This is a genomic window from Pseudomonas sp. CFBP 5748 (genome assembly GCF_053850495.1).
Window position 1 is genome coordinate 113,949 of sequence record NZ_JBSPTN010000011.1, and the last position, 22,518, is coordinate 136,466.

Annotated in this window: 20 protein-coding genes; 15 read left to right on the plus strand and 5 right to left on the minus strand. The window is 59.3% G+C overall.

The features are described from left to right. Window positions 1-148: 148 nt before the first annotated feature. Window positions 149-1,843, minus strand: a complete 1,695-nt coding sequence (locus ACWNZ1_RS22850) for a lactate permease LctP family transporter (protein WP_456027915.1) — start codon at window positions 1,841-1,843, stop codon at window positions 149-151. A 262-nt stretch (window positions 1,844-2,105) separates the two neighbouring features. On the opposite strand from ACWNZ1_RS22850, the gene ACWNZ1_RS22855 reads away from it, so the two are divergent. Beyond that, window positions 2,106-2,873 carry an FCD domain-containing protein gene (locus ACWNZ1_RS22855; RefSeq protein WP_135843629.1) on the plus strand — a complete coding sequence of 256 codons (768 nt, stop codon included), beginning with the start codon at window positions 2,106-2,108 and terminating at the stop codon, window positions 2,871-2,873. A gap of 146 nt (window positions 2,874-3,019) precedes the next feature. Here ACWNZ1_RS22855 and smpB read toward each other — a convergent pair whose 3' ends face one another. Further along, entirely contained in the window at window positions 3,020-3,502 is a 483-nt protein-coding gene (smpB, locus tag ACWNZ1_RS22860; protein WP_135843630.1) for an SsrA-binding protein SmpB, read from the minus strand. Between the two features lie 117 nt (window positions 3,503-3,619). Here smpB and ACWNZ1_RS22865 point away from each other — a divergent pair, with 117 nt between their 5' ends. From ACWNZ1_RS22865 to ACWNZ1_RS22875, 3 genes are read left to right on the plus strand one after another with little or no spacing between them, the layout of a single operon-like run. Beyond that, window positions 3,620-5,023 (plus strand): sodium-dependent transporter, encoded by a 1,404-nt coding sequence (locus tag ACWNZ1_RS22865; protein ID WP_135843631.1) that lies wholly within the window; start codon window positions 3,620-3,622, stop codon window positions 5,021-5,023. A 7-nt stretch (window positions 5,024-5,030) separates the two neighbouring features. Next, complete coding sequence (locus ACWNZ1_RS22870) at window positions 5,031-5,474, plus strand: type II toxin-antitoxin system RatA family toxin (RefSeq protein WP_135843632.1); 444 nt, start codon at window positions 5,031-5,033, stop codon at window positions 5,472-5,474. After that, window positions 5,471-5,773: an RnfH family protein gene (locus ACWNZ1_RS22875; RefSeq protein WP_135843633.1), complete on the plus strand. Its 303-nt coding sequence runs from the start codon at window positions 5,471-5,473 to the stop codon at window positions 5,771-5,773. Before ACWNZ1_RS22870 ends, ACWNZ1_RS22875 begins: the two co-directional genes overlap by 4 nt. Window positions 5,774-5,833: 60 nt before the next feature. Here ACWNZ1_RS22875 and ACWNZ1_RS22880 read toward each other — a convergent pair whose 3' ends face one another. Next, window positions 5,834-6,361 (minus strand): outer membrane protein assembly factor BamE, encoded by a 528-nt coding sequence (locus ACWNZ1_RS22880; protein WP_135843634.1) that lies wholly within the window; start codon window positions 6,359-6,361, stop codon window positions 5,834-5,836. Window positions 6,362-6,458: 97 nt separating this feature from the next. Between ACWNZ1_RS22880 and fur the strand changes: the two genes are divergently transcribed. Continuing rightward, window positions 6,459-6,863, plus strand: coding sequence for a ferric iron uptake transcriptional regulator (gene fur / locus ACWNZ1_RS22885; protein WP_135843635.1), 405 nt, complete (start codon window positions 6,459-6,461; stop codon window positions 6,861-6,863). A 76-nt stretch (window positions 6,864-6,939) separates the two neighbouring features. On the opposite strand, the gene recN is transcribed toward fur, so the two are convergent. Then, window positions 6,940-8,613, minus strand: coding sequence for a DNA repair protein RecN (recN, locus tag ACWNZ1_RS22890; RefSeq protein WP_135843636.1), 1,674 nt, complete (start codon window positions 8,611-8,613; stop codon window positions 6,940-6,942). 240 nt (window positions 8,614-8,853) lie between these two features. On the opposite strand from recN, the gene grpE reads away from it, so the two are divergent. The 8 genes from grpE to ACWNZ1_RS22930 all read left to right on the plus strand — a co-directional run bounded on the left by grpE (window position 8,854) and on the right by ACWNZ1_RS22930 (window position 19,331). Beyond that, complete coding sequence (gene grpE / locus ACWNZ1_RS22895) at window positions 8,854-9,420, plus strand: nucleotide exchange factor GrpE (protein WP_135843637.1); 567 nt, start codon at window positions 8,854-8,856, stop codon at window positions 9,418-9,420. 102 nt (window positions 9,421-9,522) lie between these two features. Then, window positions 9,523-11,439, plus strand: a complete 1,917-nt coding sequence (gene dnaK, locus ACWNZ1_RS22900; RefSeq protein WP_025211778.1) for a molecular chaperone DnaK — start codon at window positions 9,523-9,525, stop codon at window positions 11,437-11,439. 321 nt (window positions 11,440-11,760) lie between these two features. Further along, window positions 11,761-12,885: a molecular chaperone DnaJ gene (gene dnaJ / locus ACWNZ1_RS22905; RefSeq protein WP_135843639.1), complete on the plus strand. Its 1,125-nt coding sequence runs from the start codon at window positions 11,761-11,763 to the stop codon at window positions 12,883-12,885. Between the two features lie 9 nt (window positions 12,886-12,894). Then, window positions 12,895-13,701, plus strand: a complete 807-nt coding sequence (gene dapB, locus ACWNZ1_RS22910; protein WP_135843640.1) for a 4-hydroxy-tetrahydrodipicolinate reductase — start codon at window positions 12,895-12,897, stop codon at window positions 13,699-13,701. A gap of 254 nt (window positions 13,702-13,955) precedes the next feature. Next, the gene (gene carA, locus ACWNZ1_RS22915; protein ID WP_135843641.1) at window positions 13,956-15,092 is read left to right on the plus strand and encodes a glutamine-hydrolyzing carbamoyl-phosphate synthase small subunit; all 1,137 of its coding nucleotides are present in this window, start codon (window positions 13,956-13,958) and stop codon (window positions 15,090-15,092) included. Between the two features lie 105 nt (window positions 15,093-15,197). Beyond that, a complete protein-coding gene (carB, locus tag ACWNZ1_RS22920) occupies window positions 15,198-18,419 on the plus strand; it encodes a carbamoyl-phosphate synthase large subunit (RefSeq protein ID WP_123342831.1) in 3,222 nt (1,073 codons plus the stop codon). A 2-nt stretch (window positions 18,420-18,421) separates the two neighbouring features. After that, on the plus strand, window positions 18,422-18,898 hold the full coding sequence (gene greA, locus ACWNZ1_RS22925) for a transcription elongation factor GreA (RefSeq protein ID WP_135847946.1): 477 nt from the start codon (window positions 18,422-18,424) through the stop codon (window positions 18,896-18,898). 28 nt (window positions 18,899-18,926) lie between these two features. Further along, window positions 18,927-19,331, plus strand: a complete 405-nt coding sequence (locus tag ACWNZ1_RS22930) for an MFS transporter (protein WP_256454251.1) — start codon at window positions 18,927-18,929, stop codon at window positions 19,329-19,331. A gap of 9 nt (window positions 19,332-19,340) precedes the next feature. On the opposite strand, the gene ACWNZ1_RS22935 is transcribed toward ACWNZ1_RS22930, so the two are convergent. Continuing rightward, window positions 19,341-19,649 carry a YhbY family RNA-binding protein gene (locus ACWNZ1_RS22935; RefSeq protein WP_003177852.1) on the minus strand — a complete coding sequence of 103 codons (309 nt, stop codon included), beginning with the start codon at window positions 19,647-19,649 and terminating at the stop codon, window positions 19,341-19,343. Between the two features lie 106 nt (window positions 19,650-19,755). On the opposite strand from ACWNZ1_RS22935, the gene rlmE reads away from it, so the two are divergent. After that, complete coding sequence (gene rlmE / locus ACWNZ1_RS22940; RefSeq protein WP_135843643.1) at window positions 19,756-20,406, plus strand: 23S rRNA (uridine(2552)-2'-O)-methyltransferase RlmE; 651 nt, start codon at window positions 19,756-19,758, stop codon at window positions 20,404-20,406. 193 nt (window positions 20,407-20,599) lie between these two features. Then, entirely contained in the window at window positions 20,600-22,510 is a 1,911-nt protein-coding gene (gene ftsH, locus ACWNZ1_RS22945) for an ATP-dependent zinc metalloprotease FtsH (protein WP_135843644.1), read from the plus strand. Window positions 22,511-22,518: the final 8 nt, after the last annotated feature.

The following is a 22,518-nucleotide window of genomic DNA, read 5'->3' on the forward strand; positions in this document are numbered from 1 at the left end:
GCGTGTCTCCGGGTGGTCCCGGTTATCCGTCCGCTGAGGCTGCTGAAATATAGACAGGAAATCTTTCAGCAGCCTTGCAGACCCGGTGATCAATAGCAGACGCCGAATCGAGGTTCGGCGTCGGTTTTTTCGCTGTTACCTGTAGTACTCAGTGCACCAGCATGCCGGTAAACCAGTAGGCCTGAGCCAAGGTGATCAGGCCGACGATCGTTGCAAAGAATAGGCTGTGTTTGAGGGTGAAACGGAACAGATCCGACTCCTTGCCCACCAGCCCGGTCGCCGCGCAGGCCACCGCGATCGATTGTGGCGAAATCATCTTGCCGGTCACGCCGCCGCTGGTGTTCGCCGCGACGAGCAAGGTGTCGTTGACGCCGATCTGGTGCGCGGTGGTGGCTTGCAGCGAGCTGAACAGAGCGTTGGATGAGGTATCGGAACCGGTCAGGAATACCCCCAGCCAGCCCAGGAACGGCGAGAAGAACGGGAACGCCGCGCCGGTGCCAGCCAGCACCAGGGCCATGGTCGACGACATGCCCGAATAGTTGGTGACGAAGGCGAATGCCAGCACCATGCCGATGGACAGAATCGGCCAGCGCAGCTCGTAGAAAGTCTCTTTTAAAGTGGTAAGACCAGTTTTAAGGTTGATCTTCAACACCAGCATCGAGATCAAGGCCGAGAAGAAAATCGCTGTGCCGGTAGCGGAAATCGGATCAAGCTTGAAGACCGCCGGGATGGCTGTCGGATTGACCACGATCGGCGCGACCTTGATCACCATCTGGTCCAGGTGCGGGATGGCGAAGTTGAACACCCAGCCGTACATGGAGCCGCCGGCGGCGAACATCGCCTTGAACGGTTTCAGGGTCCAGATTGTTACCAGCACGGTGAGGATCAGGAACGGTGACCAGGCCTTGATAATTTCCCCCAGGCTGTAGGGCGAAGCCACGGTGCTGCGCGGCTGGCCGAAACCGCCGACGCTGGCGGCGACCGTTGCGCTGGAAGTGGCGCCAGCAATCTGGGCACCTGCGCTGCGCTTGGGCTGCCAGACTTTCAGGAACAGGGTCAGGGAAATCAGGCTGGCCAGGGCCGAGGTGATGTCCGGCAGTTCCGGGCCGATGAAGTTGGAGGTGAAGTACTGGGTGATGGCGAAGCTCAAGCCCGCGACCAACGCTGCTGGCCAGGTTTCCCGCACGCCGCGCAGGCCGTCCATCATGAACACCAGCCAGAACGGCACGAACAGCGACAGCAGCGGCAACTGGCGACCGGTCATGGCGCCGATCTTGAACGCATCGATCCCGGTGACCTGGCCGGCCACGATGATCGGGATACCCAGCGCGCCGAACGCCACCGGGGCGGTGTTGGCGATCAGGCACAGGCCGGCGGCGTACAGAGGGTTGAAACCCAGGCCGACCAACAGGGCGGCGGTGATCGCCACTGGCGCACCAAAACCGGCGGCACCTTCCAGGAATGCGCCGAAGCAAAAGCCGATCAACAGCACTTGCAGGCGTTGGTCATCAGTAATCGACAGCACCGAGCTGCGGATCACTTCGAACTGGCCGCTCTTGACCGTCAGTTTGTAGAGAAACACAGCGGCGACAATGATCCAGGCGATGGGCCACAGACCATAGGCAAAGCCATAACCGGCAGCGGCGAAGGCCATGTCGGCGGGCATTTGGAACGCAAAGATCGCCACGGCAATCGCCAGGGCCAGGGTGATGCTGCCGGCCACGTGCCCCTTGAGGCGAAACACCGCCAGGGCCAGGAAGAAAAACACGATGGGAATAACGGCCGCGAGTGCGGACAAGCCGAGGCTGCCGAGCGGGCTGTAGAGCTGTTGCCAGGTTTGCATAGTGGGTGGGCCCCTAATTGTTGTTGGTCAGGCACTGGTCAGCGGCTTGGTTAATTGGTAATACCAATTTACAATCGCTGTTGGCTAGGGTAAAAGCCTTGGTTGTCGTGTGTCAATTTGCCGCCCTGAAACTTTCGTCGAATAAGCGGTGCAGAGGGCATCTGATCCGTTCGTGAAAAGCGCTTTTGGTGGGTGTGGCCGGGGCCCGGATGGGCCAGAATAGAGAGCCCGGCGAGCCGTCGGGATCGTGGAGAATCGAGTTATGGGGTTTGATCAGATTCGTCAGCGCCGTTTGTCTGACGATATTGTCGAGCGGCTTGAAGGAATGATCCTCGAGGGCACGCTGAAATCCGGTGAGCGGCTGCCGGCTGAGCGGACCCTGGCCGAGCAGTTCGGCGTGTCACGCCCTTCGTTGCGCGAGGCGATCCAGAAACTGGCGGCCAAGGGCCTGTTGGTCAGTCGCCAGGGCGGCGGCAACTATGTGGTGGAGTCGCTGGGCTCGACGTTCAGTGATCCGCTGCTGCAACTGCTGGAAAGCAATCCCGAGGCGCAACGGGATTTGTTGGAGTTCCGCCATACGCTGGAAGCGTCCTGTGCCTACTACGCGGCGCTACGGGCTACGGATGTGGATCGCGAGCGACTGACGGCGGCTTTCGATGAGCTGCAGGATTGCTACTCACGGCACGACGAAGTCAGCCGGGCCGAGGAGGGCGCAGCGGATGCGCGGTTCCATCTGGCGATTGCCGAGGCCAGTCATAACGCGGTGTTGCTGCACACCATTCGCGGGCTGTTCGATCTGCTCAAGCGCAACGTGGTGACCAACATCGGCGGCATGTACAAGCAGCGCAGCGAAACCCGCGACATGCTGATCAGCCAGCACCGAGAGTTGTATCAAGCCATTATGGAAGGGCAGGCCGAGCAGGCGCGGGAAATTTCCAGCCGACATATTTTGTATGTGCAGGAGGTTTTGGAGGAGGTGCGTCAGGAAGTGCAGCGGGTGGCGCGGGCAGAGCGGCGCAAGGGGATGTAGCCAGTTGGTTCTATAGTGATTGGGCGGCCGCATTCGCGAGCAAGCCCGCTCCCACACTGGATCACTGTCGTACACATATTCTGTGTTCGCTAAAGATCCAATGTGGGAGCGGGCTTGCTCGCGAAAGCGGTCTCAAGGCGAAAGAATCAGTCTTCCTTGCCCTTGTTCCGCACCGCACGCTGCAGCTCGCGACCAGCGTCGCGTTCGCGTTCGGTATCGCGCTTGTCGTATTCCTTCTTGCCCTTGCCCAGCGCGATCTCGCACTTGATCAAGTGCTTGCTCCAGTACAACGACGTGCAGACGCAGGCGTAACCCTTCTGTTGCACAGACGCGAAGAGTTTTTCCAGCTCGCGTTTGTTCAGCAGCAGTTTGCGCGAGCGCGTCGGATCGGCAATCACGTGGGTGCTGGCGGTGGTCAGCGGCGAAATGTGGCTGCCCAGCAGCCAGGCTTCGCCGTCCTTGAGCAGCACATAGCTGTCGACCAGTTGCGCCTTGCCGGCACGCAAGCTCTTTACTTCCCAGCCGGCCAGGACCATGCCAGCCTCGAAACGTTGTTCGATGAAGTAATCGTGTCGCGCCTTTTTGTTTTGCGCGATGGTCCCTGTGGGGTGTTTCTTCTGTTTAGCCATAGGGGCGGCATTATAGGCAGTTGCGTGCGTGTCGGCTACGGTGAAGCTGCGTGCTTGAGCACGTTGAGTGAATCCCGGACAATGCGGCCTCTTTTTCGAACGCTGGGCGTGATCACGATGTCGACAGACAAGGTTTCTGTCCACGGCAGTTGGGCTAGCCGCTGGGTCTTTATATTCGCTGCAACCGGTTCGGCGGTGGGGCTGGGCAGTATCTGGAAATTCCCCTATATGGTCGGCGTCTACGGTGGCGGCGCTTTCGTATTGATGTTCCTGGCGTGCATTGCGCTCATCGGTGCGCCGGTGATGCTGGCCGAAACCCTGATCGGTCGTCGTGCCCGGCAGAGCCCGGCCAACGCCTTGAAGGTGCTGGCCGTGGCGGCAGGGCATTCGCCCAAGTGGTCGTGGGGCGCGTTCGCCGGGATGATCACGGCGCTGCTGATCCTGTCTTTCTACAGCGTGGTCGGCGGCTGGTCGCTGGACTACATCATCGACATGGGGCGTGGGGATTTTCAAGGCGTGACGCCCGATCAGGTCGGCGCCTACTTCGGTAACGTGATCGCCGATCCCTGGAGGCTGACCCTCTGGCATACGATTTTCATGGTGCTCTCCGCCGTGGTCATTGCTCGAGGTGTGGTCGCCGGGCTTGAGCGCAGCCTGCGGATCATGATGCCGCTGCTGTTCGTGATGATCCTGGTGCTGCTGGGGTACAGCATGACCACCGGGCATTTCATGGAAGGCGTGCACTTCATGTTCGATTTCCAGCCGGAGAAAGTCATGGACGGCCTGTTGCCGGCCATGGGGCATGCGTTTTTCTCCCTGAGCGTGGGGGTTGGCTCGATCATGATCTACGGCGCCTACATGCCCAAGAACGCATCCCTGACCCGGACCGTTGTCGGCGTCGCGCTGCTGGATACCTTCGTGTCGCTGCTGGCGGGTGTGGCGTTATTTCCGATTGTGTTTGCCGCTGGCCTGAACCCCAGCGAAGGGCCTGGACTGATGTTTGTCAGCCTGCCGTTTGCCTTTGGCAGCATGGCGTTCGGTCAAGTGATGGGGGTGGTGTTTTTCGTCCTGGTGGCAATTGCGGCGTGGAGTTCGGCTATTTCCCTGCTGGAGCCGATGGTGGCCTACCTGGTTGAGCGGACCCGGCTCAGCCGCGCCTGGGTGACATTCTGGCTGGCGTTTACCTGCTGGTTTGTGGGCCTGGGGACGGTGTTTTCCTTCAATATATGGAAGCAGGCTAAGTTTTTCGTGAACGAAGACGGGCTGTTCCATCTCTACCAGTGGGGAGCAACCGGGGGGCTGGACTTCTTCGGCGTGATTGATTTCTTCACATCTCGGATCATGTTGCCACTGGGTGGTTTGTGTTTCGTGGTGTTTGCAGGATGGATCATGGGGCGTGAGGCGGTGCGCGATGAACTGTCGCTGCGCAGCCCTGTATTGTTCGCCTCGAGCCTGTTCTTGATGCGCTATGTGGCGCCCATCGGCATTCTCGTAGTGTTTGCCGCTCAGCTGTGGAAGTGACGCTTACATGACGACACACATTCAACGCTCGGCCTTGCTGCCCTATCCGGCACAGGCGCTGTATGACCTGGTCAACGATGTGGCGAGCTATCCGGAGTTCTTGCCTTGGTGCTCATCCGCTGAAGTGCTGGACAGTTCCGAAACCCACATGCGCGCCAGCCTCAACATTGCCAAGGGCGGGTTGAGCCAGCGCTTCGTCACGCGCAATACCCTGGTGCCCGGGCAGTCCATCGAGATGAATCTGGAAGAGGGACCTTTCAACCAGCTTCACGGCGTCTGGGTGTTCAAACCGCTGGGTGAAAAGGCCTGCAAGATCAGTCTCGATCTGTCGTTCGATTACGCGGGTCCCCTGGTGCGAGCCACGTTGGGGCCACTGTTCAATCAGGCGGCCAATACTTTGGTCGATGCGTTCTGCCAGCGCGCCAAGCAGAATGCCGAGCTCAAGCGTTGATTGAGGTAGAAGTGGTGTATGCCTGCGTCGACCGCCAGGTCTTGCGCACATTCGCAGTGCCACCAGGCACCAGTGTTCGTGCGGCGCTGGAGGCATCGGGCATTACTGATGCATTTCCGGAGCTGGATCTGGCGACTTGCCCAATCGGGATTTTTGGCAAAGTGGTCGCCGATCCTGATCAGCAGGTGGTGCAGCGGGGTGATCGGCTTGAGATTTATCGTCCCTTGCTGGCCGATCCGAAAGAAATTCGGCGCTTGCGTGCGGCCAAGGCCGCCCAGGCGCGACAATCCGATCAGTAAATCGAGCTTGAATCGCAGGCAATAAAAAACCCGGCATGCCGGGTTTTTTTACGTCGTGATTTATTGCGGCGAGGTATCCAGAGGTTCTGGAGTCGGGACAGGTACGGTCTCGACCTTGTCCACGTCCTTCTGGATCTGGTCCAGCAACGAACCTGGCTTGACCGGTTTTTCCGGTTTCGGCTGTTCGGCATTCTGGGCCGGGTCGGTCACGGTAGTGTCGCTGTCCTTGCCCATGATGGCTTCATCGCGGCTCACGCCAGGCATGAAATCACCCGACAGGCTGACGAGTTGGTCATTGGGGCTAAAGATAACGCTGATGCGTTCCTGTTGCCGCTCGCCGCCGCCTGGCTGCAAGCTGTACAGGTAATCCCAGCGATCGGCATGGAACGTGTCGGTCAGCAGGGGGTTGCCCATGATAAACCGTACTTGCCGACGGGTCATTCCCGGGCGTAACTGGTCTATCATGTCCTGCGTGACGACATTGCCCTGCTGGATGTCGATTTTGTAAACCCCGGGGAATGAACAACCGGCGAGTGCGAGCAGTCCCACGAAGGTGAAACTGGTTAGCAAGAGCTTGGTGTTTTGCATCGGTGGGCGACTTCCACTATCTTGGCTGGGACAACGTAAACGCCGATCATACCCGCATTAAGAGAAGCTGCGAAGCAGCATCGCGAGAAAGCTGACCATGGTTGAAAATAGCGAACTACGCAAAGCCGGCCTCAAAGTGACCCTACCAAGGGTCAAGATTCTACAAATGCTCGATTCCGCAGAGCAGCGTCACATGAGTGCCGAAGACGTCTACAAGGCGCTTATGGAGGCTGGCGAGGACGTTGGTCTGGCCACGGTTTACCGTGTCCTGACTCAGTTCGAGGCTGCGGGGCTTGTGGCCCGTCACAATTTTGATGGCGGTCATGCGGTCTTTGAATTGGCTGACGGGGAACACCACGATCACATGGTGAACGTGGAAACTCGTGAGGTCATCGAGTTCTTCAGTCCTGAAATCGAGAAACTGCAAAAGGATATTGCTGAAGAGCATGGCTTCGAGCTGATCGATCACCATCTCGTCTTGCATGTACGCAAGAGGAAGTAAGCACGTCGCGTGAGCCCAAAGCTCCCAAAGCGAAAGAAGGCGACCCCAGGGTCGCCTTCTTGCTGTGCGGCGTTTGTCAGGTTTTTGCAGCGACGACCATTTTTTTCGCGTGAGCCAGGGACTCCTTGGTTAGATCGATCCCCCCGAGCATGCGTGCAACTTCTTCCACTCGCTCGGTTTTGTTGAGTTTGGACACCGCGGTACGTGTGGCGTCCTCGCCGCGCACCTTGTGCACAAATAAATGCTGATGACCCTGGGCGGCCACCTGGGGCAGGTGAGTCACCGTCAACACTTGGCCGCGGTCCCCCAGTCGGCGGAGCAACTGGCCGACAATTTCCGCCGTTGGCCCGCCAATACCCACGTCCACTTCGTCGAATACCAGCGTCGGTACGCGTGAGGTCTGCGCCGTAATGACCTGGATGGCCAGGCTGATCCGTGACAGCTCGCCACCGGAGGCGACTTTTGCCAGGGCCTTGAGCGGTTGCCCGGGGTTGGCGCTGACCAGCAGCTCTACCTGTTCCAGTCCGTTGGGCTGAAGTTCATCGCCGGCATTGGGGCGCAATTCGATGGTAAACCGTCCGCCCGGCATGCCCAGGCGCTGGATTTCCTGCTCCACGGCGCTGGCCAGGCCGGTTGCGGCTTGGTGGCGCAGTGCGCTGAGCTCGTTGGCCTTTTCCTGATAGTGACGGGCATAGGAAGCCAGTTCATCGCCCAGGCGCTCGATGGATTCATCGTTGGCGTTCAAGGTTTCCAGTTCTTCCAGCAAGCGTTGCTGGAGTTCGGCAACGTCGGTTGGCTGGACGCGGTGTTTGCGAGCCAGGGTATAAATAGTGTCCAGGCGCTCTTCCAGGTATTGAAGGCGTGCCGGGTCGGCATCGAAATGATCAAGAAACCGGTTGAGTTCCCCGACGGCTTCTTCGACCTGGATCTGCGCGCTTGTCAGCAGGTTGGTCGCTTCGCTCAACGCGCCTACCGAATTGTTCACGCTGGAGAGGCGGTTCAGGCTCGCTGTCAGTGCGTTGAGTACATTGCCCGAATCACTCTCACTGCATTGTTCGACCACTTGACGGCAGATACCCAGCAGGGTTTCGGCGTTGGTCAGGTTCTTGTGTTCCTGCTCCAGTTCTTCCAGTTCGTTTTCACCCAGGGCCAGGTTTTCCAGTTCTTCGAGCTGATAGCTCAATAGCTGATGGCGGGCACGTTGTTCGTCGCCGGAGTTGGAGAGCCGGTCCAGTTCCTGTCGGGTCTGGCGCCAGCGCTGGGCGGCCAGTTGTACCTGGCGGGCCAGGTCGGTGGCGCCGGCGTATTCATCCAGCAGGCGGCGATGGGTGTCGGTCTTGAGCAGGGATTGGTGTTCGTGCTGGCTATGGATGTCGATCAGCAGTTCGCCGAGGGCTTTGAGATCGCCCAGGGTGCAGGGTGTGCCGTTGATGTAGCCCCGTGAGCGACCTTCGGCGGTGATGACCCGGCGCAGGATGCACGGGCCGTCGCTGTCCAGGTCGCGTTCGGCCAGCCAGGTGCTGGCCTCGGGGATGTCGACCAGGTCGAAAGTCGCCAGGATGTCGGCCTTGTCCGCGCCGGGACGCACCACACCGTTGTCGGCGCGATCGCCCAGGGTCAGGCCCAGGGCGTCGAGCATGATCGATTTGCCGGCGCCGGTTTCACCGGTGATCACGCTCATGCCGCGATCAAGCTCGAGGTCGAGGTGTTCGACAATGGCGTAGTTGTGTACGGACAGGTGCACCAGCATAAGGCCGCTCCCAGGCTTTAGGTCTGGTTATTTATACAGTGTTTTGTTTCGGGCTGACAATGCCTTCGCTTAGCTCGATTTGCTTGGGGCGATGGGTTTTTTAGTGCTGCTTGGAATGGAATGCAGGTGTTTTCTGTAAGGTTAATTCGTCGGGCGGCCCTTGAAGCTTAAAAACCCGGCCCCATATACCGGGGCAGAAGCGCGAGTCGAGCTCGCGGACGAAGTTGAAAGGAGAAATCTATGGCTGACGAACAGACGCAGGATACGCAAAATCTAGACGCCAATCAGGCTCCCCAGGATTCGGGCGACGACCTGGTGGCACGTGTACAAGTGCTCGAGGAGCAACTGGCCGGTGCGCAGGATCAGGCTTTGCGTGTAGCCGCCGACCTGCAGAATGTCCGCCGCCGCGCCGAGCAGGATGTAGAAAAGGCTCATAAATTCGCCCTGGAACGTTTCGCAAGCGACCTGCTGCCGATCATCGACAGCCTGGAGCGCGGCCTGGAACTGTCCAACCCGGACGACGAGAACATCCGTCCGATGCGTGAAGGCATCGAGCTGACCCTGAAAATGTTCCAGGACACCCTCAAGCGCTATCAGCTCGAAGCCCTTGATCCCCATGGCGAGCCCTTCAACGCCGAACACCACCAGGCCATGGCGATGCAGGAAAGCGCAGACGTCGAGCCCAACAGTGTCTTGAAGGTTTTCCAGAAGGGCTACTTGCTCAACGGTCGCCTGTTGCGCCCGGCCATGGTTGTAGTCAGCAAGACGCCGGCACCGGTTTCGCCTTCTATTGATGAGCAGGCTTGAAATCGGTCGTAACGGCCCCCATTAAGAAGTCAAGCGTTTAAGTGCTACCGCAGTTAGCCACCACTGCTGCGGCAACAAAATCCAAGTTCCGGGAGAGTTAACATGGGCAAGATTATCGGTATTGACCTGGGGACCACCAACTCGTGCGTCTCCGTGCTGGAAAACGGCAAGGCCAAAGTGATTGAAAACGCTGAAGGCGCGCGCACCACGCCGTCGATCATCGCGTACGCCAACGATGGCGAGATTCTGGTTGGCCAGTCGGCCAAGCGTCAGGCCGTGACCAATCCGCATAACACCCTGTACGCGGTGAAGCGTCTGATCGGTCGCAAGTTCGACGAAGAAGTCGTTCAGAAAGACATCAAGATGGTGCCTTACAAAATCGCCAAGGCTGACAATGGCGACGCCTGGGTTGAAGTGAACGGCCAGAAAATGGCGCCGCCACAGATCTCGGCTGAAATCCTGAAGAAAATGAAGAAGACCGCCGAAGATTACCTCGGCGAGGCGGTGACTGAAGCGGTCATCACCGTTCCTGCCTACTTCAACGACAGCCAGCGCCAGGCGACCAAAGACGCCGGCCGCATCGCGGGCCTGGACGTAAAACGCATCATCAACGAACCGACCGCGGCTGCTCTGGCCTACGGTATGGACAAGGCCAAGGGCGATCACACCGTGATCGTTTATGACCTGGGTGGCGGTACCTTCGACGTCTCCGTGATCGAAATCGCTGAAGTCGATGGCGAGCACCAGTTCGAAGTGCTGGCGACCAACGGCGACACCTTCCTCGGTGGTGAAGACTTTGACATCCGCCTGATCGACTACCTCGTCGACGAGTTCAAGAAAGAAAGCGGCATGAACCTCAAGGGTGACCCGCTGGCCATGCAGCGCCTGAAAGAAGCCGCTGAAAAAGCCAAGATCGAGCTGTCCTCGAGCCAGTCGACCGACGTGAACCTGCCGTACATCACTGCAGACGCCACCGGTCCTAAGCACTTGAACGTGAAAATCTCCCGCGCCAAGCTCGAAGCGCTGGTGGAAGACCTGGTTCAGCGCACCATCGAACCTTGCCGCATCGCGATGAAGGACGCCGGTATCGACGTTGGCGCGATCAACGACGTGATCCTGGTTGGCGGCCAGACCCGTATGCCGCTGGTGCAGAAGCTGGTAACCGATTTCTTCGGTAAAGAAGCACGTAAAGATGTGAACCCGGACGAAGCCGTCGCCATGGGTGCTGCTATCCAGGGCGCCGTTCTGGCTGGTGATGTGAAGGACGTTCTGCTGCTCGACGTCAGCCCGCTGACCCTGGGTATCGAAACCATGGGTGGCGTGATGACTGCGCTGATCGAGAAAAACACCACGATTCCTACCAAGAAATCCCAAGTGTTCTCGACTGCCGACGACAACCAGGGCGCCGTGACCATCCATGTGCTGCAAGGCGAGCGTAAGCAGGCCGCCCAGAACAAATCCCTGGGCAAGTTCGACCTGGCCGAGATTCCACCGGCGCCACGTGGCGTGCCACAAATCGAAGTGACCTTCGACATCGACGCCAACGGCATCCTGCACGTCGGCGCGAAAGACAAGGCCACCGGCAAGACCCAGTCGATCGTGATCAAGGCCAACTCCGGTCTGTCCGAGGAAGAAATTCAGCAGATGGTTCGCGATGCTGAAGTCAACGCCGAGGAAGATCGCAAGTTCGAAGAGCTGGCCAGCGCCCGCAACCAGGGCGATGCCTTGGTGCACTCGACTCGCAAAATGATCGCTGATGCTGGCGAAAAAGTGACTGCTGAAGAAAAAACCGCTATCGAAGCGGCTGTGGTTGCCCTGGAAGCTGCCGTCAAAGGCGACGACAAGGCTGCCATCGAGGCGAAGATCGAAGAGTTGTCCAAGGTCTCCGCACCCGTGGCTCAGAAGATGTACGCCGAGCAGGCTCAGCCAGCTGAAGGCGCGGCTGCTCAAGGCGAATCGGCTGAAAAAGCTGATGACGTCGTCGACGCCGAGTTCGAAGAAGTGAAAGACCACAAGTAATCGCTTGTTGGTCGGCCGGTTGACTGCATTTGTGCGGTGGCTGGTAGGATGTCGCCGCGCGGGAGCTTGCTCCCGCGTTGGCGTGTCTGGAGCCAGTGAATTTTTACAGCATGCGACAACGCTCGGATGCTGGCGGTGTGATCGGGAATGCTCCTGCTTTCCGAGCGACGGACGCCGCGTTTTGGCCGGGGCCCTGGCTGAAAGATTAAGACCAGGATCGTTGAATTGACGTGAGTTGGGTCCGGGCCTGTATTGGGGCTCAACGAGTTTGGCAAGGTTCAGGAGAGGTTTGCCGGACGTCCTATAAGAGTGCAAAGACTAATGGCAAAGCGTGACTTTTACGAAGTGTTGGGTGTCGAGCGGGGCGCCAGCGAGGCGGACCTGAAAAAGGCCTATCGTCGCCTGGCGATGAAGCACCACCCGGACCGTAATCCCGATGATAAAGCGTCGGAAGAGCTGTTCAAGGAAGCCAACGAGGCTTACGAAGTACTGTCCGATTCGAGCAAGCGCGCAGCTTACGACCAGTACGGTCATGCTGGCGTCGATCCGAGCATGGGCGGCGGCGGTGCCGGTTTCGGCGGCCAGAATTTCTCCGATATTTTCGGCGACGTGTTCAGCGATTTCTTCGGTGGCGGTCGCGGCGGTGCTCGTGGCGGCGCCCAGCGTGGCAGTGATTTGCGCTACACGTTGGAGCTGAACCTGGAAGAGGCGGTGCGCGGCACTACCGTCAACATTCGCGTTCCGACACTGGTCAATTGCAAACCGTGCGATGGCTCGGGCGCCAAGAAGGGCTCCTCGCCCGTGACTTGCCCGACCTGCGGCGGCATTGGCCAGGTTCGCATGCAGCAGGGCTTCTTCTCGGTGCAGCAGACCTGCCCGCGTTGCCATGGTCAAGGCAAGATCATTTCCGATCCGTGCGACTCCTGCCGCGGCGAAGGGCGTGTCGAAGAGTACAAGACGCTGTCGGTCAAAGTGCCGGCCGGTGTCGATACCGGTGACCGCATTCGTCTTTCCGGCGAAGGCGAGGCGGGCGCCCAGGGCGGCCCGACCGGCGACCTGTACGTGGTTATCAATGTGCGCGAGCACGCGATTTTCCAGCGCGATGGCAAGCATCTGTTCTGCGAAGTGCCGATCAGTTTCGTCGATGCGGCCTTGGGCGGCGAGCTTGAAATCCCGACCCTCGACGGTCGCGTCAAGTTGAAAATCCCCGAGGGTACGCAAACCGGCAAACAGTTCCGGATTCGCGGCAAGGGCGTTGCGCCGGTGCGTGGTGGCGGTGCGGGTGATCTGATGTGTCGCGTGGCAGTGGAGACTCCGGTCAATCTGAGCCGACGCCAGCGTGAGTTGTTGGAAGAGTTCCGCAGTTCTCTGGCGGATGACAACAGCCATTCACCAAAAACCACGGGTTGGTTCGAAGGCGTGAAGCGCTTCTTCGGCGATCTGTAAGGAGCTCGCATGCGACGTATAGCTGTGATGGGCGCTGCGGGGCGCATGGGTAAGGCGTTGGTCGAGGCGGTGCAGCAGCGCTCGCCGCTCTCCGGCCTGACGGCTGCCATCGTGCGGCCCGACAGTACGCTGGTGGGCGCTGATGCTGGCGAGCTGGCTTCGCTCGGGCGTATCGGTGTGCCGATGTCTGGCGGCCTGGAGAAGGTGCTCGATGAGTTTGATGTCCTGATCGACTTCACGCTGCCGGAAGTGATGCTGAAAAACCTCGCCATTTGCCGCAAGCACGGCAAGGCCATGGTGATCGGCACCACGGGGCTGGATGCCGCGCAGAAGCAGTTGCTGGCCGATGCGGGTAAAGACATTCCGATCGTGTTTGCGGCGAACTTCAGTGTGGGTGTGAACCTGTCGCTGAAGCTGCTGGAGATGACGGCCCGGGTCTTGGGTGACGATGCGGATATCGAAATCATCGAGGCGCATCACCGGCACAAGATCGATGCGCCTTCGGGCACGGCTTTGCGCATGGGTGAGGTGATTGCCGATGCGCTGGGTCGCGATCTTGAGAAGGTGGCTGTCTACGGGCGCCAGGGGCATACCGGTGCCCGTGAGCGCGACACCATTGGTTTTGCGACCGTGCGTGGTGGTGACGTGGTGGGTGATCATACGGTGCTGTTCGCCACTGAGGGCGAGCGCTTGGAGATCACTCACAAGGCTTCCAGCCGGATGACCTTCGCCAAGGGCGCGGTTCGCGCTGCGCTGTGGCTGGAGAGTCGTGAGCCAGGTTTGTACGACATGCAGGACGTTCTCGACCTGCGTTGATGCCATCGGCAGGGGGTTCAGTTATACTGGGCCCCCGTTTTATACCGCTTCGCGACGCCCTGTCGCATTCCCCTGCCTTTAAGGCTCATTAGCGGTGGACCAAAAAAGCCTTTTTCTGTAAGCTACAGCTTTAGTGTGTCCACTAAAAGCGCGCAGAATAATTCAGTGAACAAGCGGGGTGACGTGTCCATACGTCACTCCGCTTTTTTACAACCTGCGATCGCCCTTTCAGGCTTTATTTACGGGAGGTCTTCTTGACTAAGCCAGCCATACTCGCCCTTGCTGATGGCAGCATTTTTCGCGGCGAAGCCATTGGAGCCGACGGTCAGACCGTTGGTGAGGTGGTGTTTAACACCGCAATGACCGGCTATCAGGAAATTCTTACCGATCCTTCCTACGCCCAGCAAATCGTTACTCTGACTTACCCGCACATCGGCAACACCGGCACCACGCCGGAAGACGCCGAGTCCGATCGTGTCTGGTCCGCCGGCCTGGTCATCCGTGACTTGCCGCTGGTAGCGAGCAACTGGCGTAACACGATGTCCCTGTCTGATTACCTGAAAGCCAACAATGTCGTGGCGATCGCCGGTATCGACACCCGTCGCCTGACCCGTATCCTTCGGGAAAAAGGTGCGCAGAACGGCTGCATCATGGCCGGTGACAACATTTCCGAAGAAGCCGCCATCGCCGCTGCCCAGGGTTTCCCTGGCCTCAAGGGCATGGATCTGGCGAAAGTCGTCAGCACCAAGAAGCAGTATGAGTGGCGCTCCACGGTCTGGGACCTGAAAACCGACGGTCACGCGACGATCGAAGCGTCCGAACTGCCATACCACGTGGTTGCGTACGACTACGGCGTCAAGTGGAACATCCTGCGCATGCTGGTGGAGCGTGGTTGCCGCGTGACCGTGGTGCCGGCGCAAACTCCGGCCGCGGACGTCCTGGCCCTCAAGCCCGACGGCGTGTTCCTGTCCAACGGCCCGGGTGATCCGGAGCCTTGCGACTACGCGATCCAGGCGATCAAGGACGTGCTGGAGACCGAAATCCCGGTATTCGGCATCTGCCTCGGCCACCAGCTGCTGGCCCTCGCTTCGGGCGCCAAGACCTTGAAGATGGGTCACGGCCACCACGGTGCCAACCACCCGGTGCAGGACCTGGATACCGGCGTCGTGATGATCACCAGCCAGAACCACGGTTTTGCGGTGGATGAAGCGACCCTGCCGGCCAACGTGCGCGCGATCCATAAGTCGCTGTTCGACGGCACGCTGCAAGGCATCGAGCGTACCGACAAGAGCGCGTTCAGCTTCCAGGGCCACCCTGAAGCCAGCCCGGGCCCGAACGACGTGGCGCCGCTGTTCGATCGCTTCATCAATGAGATGGCCAAGCGACGCTGACCGCGTGAAGCCCGAAGGCGGCCCCGAATGCGGCGGCCCCTTCGGGCGCTACAAAGATTGTTCGACGGCCTAGCCGACTGACCTGCGGATTTGAGTGACAAACCCATGCCAAAACGTACAGACATAAAAAGCATCCTGATTCTCGGCGCTGGCCCGATCGTGATCGGTCAGGCCTGCGAATTCGACTACTCCGGCGCCCAGGCCTGTAAAGCCCTGCGCGAAGAGGGTTACCGCGTCATCCTGGTGAACTCCAACCCGGCCACCATCATGACCGACCCGGCCATGGCCGACGCCACCTACATCGAGCCGATCAAGTGGCAGACCGTTGCCAAGATCATCGAGAAAGAGCGCCCTGACGCGCTGTTGCCGACCATGGGTGGCCAGACCGCGCTGAACTGCGCCCTGGACCTGGAGCGCGAAGGCGTCCTGGAGAAGTTCGGTGTGGAAATGATCGGCGCCAACGCCGACACCATCGACAAGGCCGAAGACCGTTCGCGTTTCGACAAGGCGATGAAATCCATCGGCCTGGACTGTCCACGCTCGGGCATCGCCCACAGCATGGAAGAGGCCAATGCCGTCCTGGAGCGTCTGGGCTTCCCGTGCATCATCCGTCCGTCCTTCACCATGGGCGGCACCGGTGGCGGCATCGCCTACAACCGTGAAGAATTCGAAGAAATCTGCGCCCGTGGTCTGGACCTGTCGCCGACCAAAGAGCTGCTGATCGACGAATCCCTGATCGGCTGGAAAGAATACGAAATGGAAGTTGTCCGCGACAAAAAGGACAACTGCATCATCGTCTGCTCCATCGAAAACTTCGACCCGATGGGCGTGCACACCGGCGACTCGATCACCGTCGCACCGGCCCAGACCCTGACCGACAAGGAATACCAGATCCTGCGTAACGCCTCCCTGGCGGTATTGCGCGAGATCGGCGTGGAAACCGGTGGCTCCAACGTCCAGTTCGGCATCTGCCCGAACACTGGCCGCATGGTGGTCATCGAGATGAACCCGCGGGTGTCCCGTTCGTCGGCCCTGGCCTCGAAAGCCACTGGTTTCCCGATTGCCAAGGTCGCTGCCAAGCTGGCCGTGGGTTATACCCTGGACGAACTGTCGAACGACATCACCGGCGGCAAGACCCCGGCGTCCTTCGAGCCGTCCATCGACTACGTCGTTACCAAGCTGCCACGTTTCGCCTTCGAGAAATTCGCCAAGGCCGACGCCCGCCTGACCACTCAGATGAAGTCGGTCGGTGAAGTCATGGCTATCGGCCGGACCTTCCAGGAATCCCTGCAGAAAGCCCTTCGCGGTCTGGAAGTGGGTGTCTGCGGCCTGGATCCGAAGCTGGACCTGAACGATCCGGAAAGCATGAGCGTGCTCAAGCGCGAGCTGACCGTGCCGGGCGCCGAACGCATCTGGTACGTGGCTGACGCCTTCCGTGCCGGCATGACTGTCGAGCAGATCTTCGGCATGAACATGATCGACCCTTGGTTCCTGGTGCAGATCGAAGATCTGATCAAGGAAGAAGAGAAGGTCAAGACCCTGGGCATGTCCAGCATCGACCACGACACGATGTTCCGCCTCAAGCGCAAGGGCTTCTCCGACATGCGCCTGGCCAAGCTGCTGGGTGTGACCGAGAAGAGCCTGCGTGCTCATCGCCACAAGCTGGAAGTGTTCCCGGTCTACAAGCGCGTCGACACCTGCGCGGCCGAGTTCGCCACCGACACTGCTTACCTGTACTCCACGTACGAAGAAGAATGCGAAGCCGCGCCGTCGACCCGCGACAAGATCATGATCCTGGGTGGCGGTCCAAACCGGATCGGTCAGGGCATCGAGTTTGACTACTGCTGTGTGCACGCGGCACTGGCCCTGCGCGATGACGGGTATGAGACCATCATGGTCAACTGCAACCCGGAAACCGTGTCCACCGACTACGACACCTCCGATCGCCTGTATTTCGAACCAGTGACCCTGGAAGACGTGCTGGAAATCGTCCGCGTCGAGAAACCTAAAGGTGTGATCGTCCAGTACGGCGGCCAGACCCCGCTGAAACTGGCTCGCGCCCTTGAGGCCGCCGGGGTACCGATCATTGGTACCAGCCCGGATGCGATCGACCGCGCCGAAGACCGTGAGCGTTTCCAGCAAATGGTCGAGCGCCTGAATCTGCGTCAGCCACCGAACGCCACCGTGCGCAGCGAGGACGAAGCGATTCGTGCCGCAGCCAAGATCGGCTACCCGCTGGTGGTGCGCCCGTCCTATGTACTGGGCGGTCGTGCGATGGAAATTGTGTATCAGGAAGACGAGCTCAAGCGTTACCTGCGCGAAGCGGTCCAAGTGTCCAACGACAGCCCTGTGCTGCTGGACCACTTCCTCAACTGCGCCATCGAAATGGACGTGGATGCGGTCAGCGACGGCAAGGACGTGGTGATTGGCGCGATCATGCAGCACATCGAGCAGGCCGGCGTTCACTCCGGTGACTCTGCCTGTTCGCTGCCGCCGTACTCGTTGCCGGCCCACATCCAGGACGAGATGCGCGAGCAGGTCAAGAAAATGGCCTTGGAGCTGGGCGTCATCGGCCTGATGAACGTGCAACTCGCCCTGCAGGGGGAGGACATCTACGTCATCGAAGTCAACCCGCGCGCTTCCCGGACCGTACCGTTCGTCTCCAAGTGCATCGGTGTTTCCCTGGCGATGATCGCTGCGCGGGTCATGGCTGGCAAAACCCTGAAAGAGCTGAACTTCACCAAGGAAATCATCCCGAATTTCTACAGTGTGAAAGAGGCGGTGTTCCCGTTCGCCAAGTTCCCTGGCGTGGACCCGATCCTTGGCCCGGAAATGAAGTCCACCGGTGAAGTGATGGGCGTGGGCGACACCTTCGGCGAAGCCTTTGCCAAGGCCCAGATGGGCGCCAGCGAAGTGCTGCCGACAGGTGGCACGGCGTTCATCAGCGTGCGTGATGACGACAAGCCACTGGTTGCAGGCGTGGCCCGTGATCTGATCAACTTGGGCTTTGAAGTGGTCGCCACGGCCGGTACCGCCAAGCTGATCGAAGCGGCAGGCCTGAAAGTGCGCCGCGTGAACAAGGTGACCGAGGGGCGTCCGCACGTGGTCGACATGATCAAGAATGACGAAGTCACGCTGATCATCAACACCACTGAGGGGCGTCAGTCGATCGCCGACTCCTATTCCATTCGTCGTAACGCACTGCAGCACAAGATCTACTGCACCACGACCATTGCTGCGGGCGAAGCGATCTGCGAAGCGCTCAAGTTCGGTCCCGAGAAGACCGTGCGTCGCTTGCAGGATCTACATGCAGGATTGAAGGCATGAGCATAACCAAGTACCCGATGACTGTTCAGGGCGCGAAGGCCCTGGAAGAAGAACACGCTCACCTGACCAAGGTCATTCGTCCCAAGCTCAGCCAGGACATCGGCACGGCCCGGGAGTTGGGTGACCTGAAGGAAAACGCCGAATACCACGCTGCTCGCGAGCAGCAGGGGATGGTCGAGGCGCGTATCCGCGACATCGAAGGCCGCATGCAGAATGCGGTCGTCATCGACGTCACGACGATCCCGCACACCGGCAAGGTGATTTTTGGCACCACCGTGGAAATCGCCAACGTCGAGACCGATGAAAGCGTCACTTACCAGATCGTGGGTGAGGACGAGGCAGACATCAAACTCGGCAAGATTTCCGTCGGTTCGCCAATCGCTCGCGCCTTGATTGCCAAGGAAGAAGGCGATGTGGTGACTGTGAAGACGCCGAGCGGCGTTATCGAGTATGAGATTGTCGAAGTCCGTCACATCTGAACGAAGGCGCCCGCTGCGAGCGGGCGCCATGATCTGGCAGCTCACCCAGATGTTGTGGGTGGGCGGCGTCTGGTTGTTGCACGTCGGTTTGTTGCCGGTGCTGGGTCGAATCGGCCTGGCGCCGCTGCTCATCGATGAAATCGCAGGCATGCTGACGGCGCTGCTGGTGGGTTTTTCCGCGGCGTGTGTGGTGTTTCAGGCTTTGGTGCTGATTCAGGTCGAGGGCCTTGCCAGTCTATGGCGCGACATTCGAGGGCAGTTGCTGCTCATGTCGTTGTACGCGAGCGGGATGTTTTTCGCGGTGCGTCTCGGCTGGCCGGATGCGAGCCAGTGGCAGGTATTCAGTTACCTGGTGCTGGGGTTTTCCGGATTGGTGCTGGTGTTGCAGCCGGTTCCTGGGTGGAGCGCAAGGGTGTACGAAGCACACCCTTGACCCTTGGCATCACTTGAAGCGGTGAACGTTCGACAGTTGCTTGTTGACGCTGAAATTCTTGCGATAAATCAGCGCCATCTTGCCGATGACCTGTACCAGGTCTGCCTTGCCGGTCTTGCACAGTTCGGCAACGGCAGCCAGGCGGGCTTCGCGATCGAGGATGTTGAGCTTGATTTTGATCAGCTCGTGATCGCCCAGTGCGCGTTCCAGTTCGGCGAGTACGCCTTCAGTCAAACCGTTGTCAGCCACAGTCAAAACCGGTTTCAGATGGTGGCCAATGGATTTGTATTGTTTCTTCTGCTCTTGAGTGAGCGGCATAATCTGACCCCTGCGTCTGATCTTGTAAAAAGCGGCGGCCAGTTTACCCGAGCGAGTCCGGGACCGCCCACTTAATCACGACCCGTTTTATTTTTAGAGGTGGCCCGTGGCCCGTTCCAAGACTAGCCAGAACTGGCTCAGAGAGCATTTCAACGATCCGTACGTCAAAATGGCGCAAAAAGACGGCTATCGCTCGCGTGCCAGCTATAAATTGCTGGAGATCCAGGAAAAGGATCGTTTGATCCGTCCAGGTATGACCGTGATCGACCTCGGTGCGGCGCCGGGAGGCTGGTCCCAGGTGACCAGTCGTCTGATCGGCGGTCAGGGCCGCTTGATCGCTTCCGATATCCTGGAAATGGACAGCATCCCCGATGTGACCTTCATCCAGGGTGACTTCACGGAAGACGCCGTCCTGGCAAAAATTCTGGAAGCCGTCGGAAATACCCAGGTTGACCTTGTGATTTCCGATATGGCCCCCAATATGAGTGGATTAGCGGCTGTCGACATGCCTCGTGCAATGTTCCTCAGCGAGCTGGCCCTGGATCTTGCCGGGCGGGTTTTACGGCCGGGTGGTGATTTTTTGATCAAAGTCTTCCAGGGTGAAGGCTTCGACGAATACCACAAGGGCATGCGAAAACTGTTCGACAAGGTGCAGATGCGCAAGCCATTGTCGTCCCGCGACCGCTCTCGCGAGCAGTATCTGCTGGCGCGTGGTTTTCGCGGAGTTGAAGGCGCAGCCAGTGATGAGCGTCTTTAATACAGGCCGATAGTTTTTTTTGTCTCGCATTGCGAAAGACGCGTAAACGAAAATTACGCGGTCAAAGTTTCACAAAGGGTTACAGACGGCGCCTGCCAGAGTCGTAGGTAATGTAGTAAGTTAGGCCGGTGAATATCATGCGAAGCGCGCGCCAGTAGCGGAGCTTGCTTCAGAGGGTAGTTAATTGAACGATATGGCAAAGAATCTGATCCTGTGGTTGATCATCGCCGCTGTCCTTGTGACCGTGATGAACAACTTCTCCAGCCCTAACGAGCCGCAGACCCTCAACTATTCCGACTTCATCCAGCAGGTCAAGGATGGCAAGGTCGAGCGCGTAGCCGTTGATGGCTATGTGATTACCGGCAAGCGCACCGACGGCGACAACTTCAAGACTATTCGTCCGGCGATCCAGGACAATGGCCTGATCGGCGACCTGGTGGACAATCATGTCGTGGTCGAAGGCAAGCAGCCTGAGCAGCAAAGCATCTGGACCCAGCTCCTGGTCGCCAGCTTCCCGATCCTGGTGATCATCGCCGTGTTCATGTTCTTCATGCGCCAGATGCAGGGCGGCGGCGGTGGCAAGGGTGGGCCTATGAGCTTCGGCAAGAGCAAGGCTCGCCTGCTTTCCGAAGATCAGGTGAAAACCACCTTGGCCGACGTCGCTGGTTGCGATGAAGCCAAGGAAGAAGTTGGCGAGCTGGTTGAATTCCTGCGCGATCCGGGCAAATTCCAACGCCTGGGTGGTCGTATTCCTCGCGGCGTACTGATGGTTGGCCCGCCGGGTACCGGTAAAACCTTGCTGGCCAAGGCGATTGCCGGCGAAGCCAAGGTGCCGTTCTTCACGATTTCCGGTTCCGATTTCGTGGAAATGTTCGTTGGCGTGGGTGCCAGCCGTGTTCGCGACATGTTCGAGCAGGCCAAGAAACACGCACCGTGCATCATCTTTATCGACGAAATCGATGCCGTCGGTCGCCATCGTGGTGCCGGCATGGGTGGCGGTCACGACGAGCGCGAACAAACCCTCAACCAGTTGCTGGTCGAGATGGACGGTTTCGAAATGAATGACGGCATCATCGTGATTGCCGCCACCAACCGTCCCGATGTACTTGACCCGGCGCTGTTGCGTCCAGGTCGCTTCGACCGTCAGGTCGTGGTGGGGCTGCCGGACATTCGTGGTCGTGAGCAGATCCTCAAGGTCCACATGCGCAAAGTGCCGATGGGTGATGACGTCGCCCCGGCAGTGATCGCTCGCGGTACGCCAGGTTTTTCCGGTGCCGACCTTGCGAACCTGGTCAACGAAGCGTCGCTGTTCGCCGCTCGTACCGGTAAGCGCATCGTGGAAATGAAGGAATTCGAACTGGCCAAGGACAAGATCATGATGGGCGCTGAGCGCAAATCCATGGTCATGTCGGAGAAAGAAAAGCAGAACACGGCGTACCATGAGGCGGGTCACGCGATCGTCGGTCGTGTGGTGCCCGAGCATGACCCGGTCTACAAGGTCTCGATCATTCCGCGTGGTCGTGCCTTGGGTGTGACCATGTTCCTGCCGGAAGAAGATCGTTACAGCTTGTCCAAGCGTGCGCTGGTCAGCCAGATCTGCTCGCTGTACGGCGGCCGTATTGCCGAAGAAATGACGTTGGGCTTTGACGGTGTCACCACTGGCGCTTCCAATGACATCATGCGTGCCAGCCAGATTGCCCGAAACATGGTCACCAAGTGGGGCTTGTCCGAGAAGCTGGGTCCGTTGATGTATGCCGAAGAAGAGGGCGAAGTGTTCCTCGGTCGTGGCGGTGGCGGTCAGCATGCCAGTTTCTCCGGCGAGACGGCCAAGTTGATCGACTCTGAAGTGCGCAGCATCATCGATCAGTGCTACGGCACTGCCAGACAGATCCTCACGGACAACCGTGACAAGCTCGATGCCATGGCTGACGCCCTGATGAAGTACGAAACCATTGATGCCGACCAGATCGACGACATCATGGCAGGCCGTGTGCCTCGTGAGCCTCGTGACTGGTCCGGTGGCACCGGTACCTCCGGTACGCCTCCGGCAGTGCAGGGCGAACGCCCCGAGACACCGATCGGCGGTCCGGCTGCTGACGTCTAAGGCTTGAA

What these genes read in the sequence shown, in the direction of transcription:
- ACWNZ1_RS22850 (WP_456027915.1), bottom strand. Translation starts at nt 1,843, where the DNA reads ATGCAAACCTGGCAACAGCTCTACAGCCCGCTCGGCAGCCTCGGCTTG.
- ACWNZ1_RS22855 (WP_135843629.1), top strand. Translation starts at nt 2,106, where the DNA reads ATGGGGTTTGATCAGATTCGTCAGCGCCGTTTGTCTGACGATATTGTC.
- smpB (WP_135843630.1), bottom strand. Translation starts at nt 3,502, where the DNA reads ATGGCTAAACAGAAGAAACACCCCACAGGGACCATCGCGCAAAACAAA.
- ACWNZ1_RS22865 (WP_135843631.1), top strand. Translation starts at nt 3,620, where the DNA reads ATGTCGACAGACAAGGTTTCTGTCCACGGCAGTTGGGCTAGCCGCTGG.
- ACWNZ1_RS22870 (WP_135843632.1), top strand. Translation starts at nt 5,031, where the DNA reads ATGACGACACACATTCAACGCTCGGCCTTGCTGCCCTATCCGGCACAG.
- ACWNZ1_RS22880 (WP_135843634.1), bottom strand. Translation starts at nt 6,361, where the DNA reads ATGCAAAACACCAAGCTCTTGCTAACCAGTTTCACCTTCGTGGGACTG.
- fur (WP_135843635.1), top strand. Translation starts at nt 6,459, where the DNA reads ATGGTTGAAAATAGCGAACTACGCAAAGCCGGCCTCAAAGTGACCCTA.
- recN (WP_135843636.1), bottom strand. Translation starts at nt 8,613, where the DNA reads ATGCTGGTGCACCTGTCCGTACACAACTACGCCATTGTCGAACACCTC.
- grpE (WP_135843637.1), top strand. Translation starts at nt 8,854, where the DNA reads ATGGCTGACGAACAGACGCAGGATACGCAAAATCTAGACGCCAATCAG.
- dnaK (WP_025211778.1), top strand. Translation starts at nt 9,523, where the DNA reads ATGGGCAAGATTATCGGTATTGACCTGGGGACCACCAACTCGTGCGTC.
- dnaJ (WP_135843639.1), top strand. Translation starts at nt 11,761, where the DNA reads ATGGCAAAGCGTGACTTTTACGAAGTGTTGGGTGTCGAGCGGGGCGCC.
- dapB (WP_135843640.1), top strand. Translation starts at nt 12,895, where the DNA reads ATGCGACGTATAGCTGTGATGGGCGCTGCGGGGCGCATGGGTAAGGCG.
- carB (WP_123342831.1), top strand. Translation starts at nt 15,198, where the DNA reads ATGCCAAAACGTACAGACATAAAAAGCATCCTGATTCTCGGCGCTGGC.
- ACWNZ1_RS22930 (WP_256454251.1), top strand. Translation starts at nt 18,927, where the DNA reads ATGATCTGGCAGCTCACCCAGATGTTGTGGGTGGGCGGCGTCTGGTTG.
- ACWNZ1_RS22935 (WP_003177852.1), bottom strand. Translation starts at nt 19,649, where the DNA reads ATGCCGCTCACTCAAGAGCAGAAGAAACAATACAAATCCATTGGCCAC.
- ftsH (WP_135843644.1), top strand. Translation starts at nt 20,600, where the DNA reads ATGGCAAAGAATCTGATCCTGTGGTTGATCATCGCCGCTGTCCTTGTG.